The organism is Ruegeria sp. YKSF57, assembly GCF_059612585.1.
Map to the genome: position 1 here is coordinate 1 of NZ_JBXWQW010000007.1, position 2,500 is coordinate 2,500.

The following is a 2,500-nucleotide window of genomic DNA, read 5'->3' on the forward strand; positions in this document are numbered from 1 at the left end:
CTCACGACGTTCTAAACCCAGCTCACGTACCTCTTTAAACGGCGAACAGCCGTACCCTTGGGACCTGCTCCAGCCCCAGGATGAGATGAGCCGACATCGAGGTGCCAAACACTGCCGTCGATATGGACTCTTGGGCAGTATCAGCCTGTTATCCCCGGCGTACCTTTTATCCGTTGAGCGATGGCCCTCCCACTTGGGACCACCGGATCACTATGGCCGACTTTCGTCTCTGCTCGACTTGTCAGTCTCGCAGTCAGGCTGGCTTCTGCCATTGCACTCAACGAGCGATTTCCGACCGCTCTGAGCCAACCTTCGCGCGCCTCCGTTACGCTTTAGGAGGCGACCGCCCCAGTCAAACTACCCGCCACGCAGGGTCCCGGATCCGGATGACGGACCGCGGTTAGACATCAAGAGTGCGAAGGGTGGTATCTCAAGGGAGGCTCCACAGGTACTTGCGTTCCTGCTTCAAAGCCTACCACCTATCCTGCACATCACAATCCTGATGCCAGTGCGAAGCTGTAGTAAAGGTGCACGGGGTCTTTCCGTCTAACCGCGGGAAGCCTGCATCTTGACAGGCAATTCAATTTCGCTGAGTCGATGTTGGAGACAGCGGGGAAGTCGTTACGCCATTCGTGCAGGTCGGAACTTACCCGACAAGGAATTTCGCTACCTTAGGACCGTTATAGTTACGGCCGCCGTTTACCTGGGCTTCAATTCGGAGCTCTCACCCCTCCTTTTAACCTTCAGGCACCGGGCAGGCGTCAGACCCTATACGTCGTCTTGCGACTTCGCAGAGCCCTGTGTTTTTAATAAACAGTCGCCACCCCCTGGTTTGTGCCCCCAGCCCCTAGTTGCCTAGGAACCGGGCCTCCTTCTCGCGAACTTACGGAGGTATTTTGCCGAGTTCCTTCAACATCGTTCTCTCAAGCGCCTTGGTATGCTCTACCAGTCCACCTGTGTCGGTTTAGGGTACGGTCTGATGGAGGGCTATTTCCAGGAACCACTCAGCGGCCCACCCAATCCGATAAGGGTGAACAACAGTCGTGATCCGTCACATCCTCCTGGCACAGGAATATTAACCTGTTTCCCATCGCCTACGCCTTTCGGCCTCGGCTTAGGGGCCGGCTTACCCTGCTCAGATTAGCTTTAAGCAGGAACCCTTGGACTTTCGGCGAGAGTGTCTCTCACACTCTTTGTCGCTACTCATGTCATCATTCTCACTAGTGATCTCTCCACCGGATCGCTCACGCGCCGGCTTCATCGAAAGGTTCATATCCTCCAAGGTCGTCCGAAGACGACTAAAGAGGATGGAACCTGTGTCACACTACGCTCTGCTACCATGCCTTACGGCATCCTAAGCTTCGGCTCATGGCTTGAGCCCCGTTACATCTTCGCCGCAGGACAACTTGTTTAGACCAGTGAGCTGTTACGCTATCTTTAAAGGATGGCTGCTTCTAAGCCAACCTCCTGGTTGTTTTGGTCGTCCCACCTGCTTTCCCACTTAGCCATGAATTGGGGGCCTTAGCTGTAGGTCAGGGTTGTTTCCCTCTCCACTACGGACGTTAGCATCCGCAGTGTGTCTGCCATCTAGTACTCCCGGGTATTCGGAGTTTGGTTAGGATCAGTAAGCCTGTGGGGCCCCATTACCCATCCAGTGCTCTACCCCCCGGGGTATTCGGATGACGCTCTACCTAAATAGATTTCGCAGAGAACCAGCTATCTCCGAGTTTGATTGGCCTTTCACCCCTAGGCACAGCTCATCCCGATCCTTTTCAACGGATGTGGGTTCGGTCCTCCAGCAAGTGTTACCTTGCCTTCAACCTGGCCATGCCTAGATCACTCGGTTTCGGGTCTGATCCCACGAACTCATGCGCCCTATTAAGACTCGCTTTCGCTGCGCCTACACCTAACGGCTTAAGCTTGCTCGTGAGACCAAGTCGATGACCCATTATACAAAAGGTACGCCGTCACCCCGCAAGGGGGCTCCGACTGATTGTAGGCGTTCGGTTTCAGGTACTGTTTCACTCCCCTCGTCGGGGTGCTTTTCACCTTTCCCTCACGGTACTGGTTCGCTATCGGTCAGCAAGGAGTACTTAGCCTTCGAAGGTGGTCCTCCGATCTTCAGACAGGATTTCACGTGTCCCGCCCTACTTAATACGTCCCATCGAGCTTCGAATACGGGGCTGTCACCCGCTATGGCCCAGTTTCCCAACTGGTTCTTCTCACTCTCAAGGCTCGGCTGGTCCCCGTTCGCTCGCCGCTACTGGGGGAGTATCAATTGATTTCCTTTCCTCCGGGTACTTAGATGTTTCAGTTCCCCGGGTTTGCCTTTATAACCCTATGTATTCAGGTCATAAATACCTGGTCATGCTCATTATTGATCAGCTGTGCCAACAATAACAAACATTCAGGTGGGTTGCCCCATTCAGAAATCCATGGATCAAAGCTTATTCTCAGCTCCCCATGGCTTATCGCAGAGTATCACGTCTTTCATCGCCTC

Annotated in this window: 1 rRNA gene (cut by a window edge); it reads right to left on the minus strand. The window is 54.1% G+C overall.

Annotated elements, in window-relative coordinates:
- Window positions 1-2,500, minus strand: a 23S ribosomal RNA gene (locus AC2FLX_RS04175) (its annotated part continues 43 nt past the right edge of the window); the annotation flags it as partial.